This window comes from Nocardioides malaquae (assembly GCF_015070385.1).
GTDB lineage: Bacteria > Actinomycetota > Actinomycetes > Propionibacteriales > Nocardioidaceae > Nocardioides > Nocardioides malaquae.
The window spans coordinates 1-237 of sequence record NZ_JADCSA010001178.1 but is presented as its reverse complement, the minus strand read 5'-3'; the positions used below and the strand labels follow the sequence as shown (position 1 = coordinate 237).

Annotated in this window: 1 protein-coding gene; it reads left to right on the top strand. The window is 57.8% G+C overall.

What is annotated here, in order from left to right; all coding sequences use genetic code 11:
• Positions 1-68 precede the first annotated feature (68 nt).
• Positions 69-237: type 2 periplasmic-binding domain-containing protein (locus IEQ44_RS18415; RefSeq protein ID WP_227487718.1), on the top strand; the 169-nt coding region annotated here is incomplete at its 3' end.

Genomic DNA, 237 nt, shown 5'->3' with positions numbered 1-237 from the left:
GCCTTGCTTATTGTAAGTCGCTTCGGGTGTAGCGTCTGCTAAATGCTTCGATTGCTTCAAATTGTGAATTGTCCCTGAAGGAGGAGCCGTACGTCATGTTCAAGAAGTCGGACAAGCCACTCTACGGCAACGACCGCTTCGAGGGCTACTGCATCGACCTGCTGCGCGAGCTGTCCGGCATCCTGGGCTTCCGCTACGAGGTGCGCCTGGTGGAGGACGGCAAGTACGGCGCGCTGG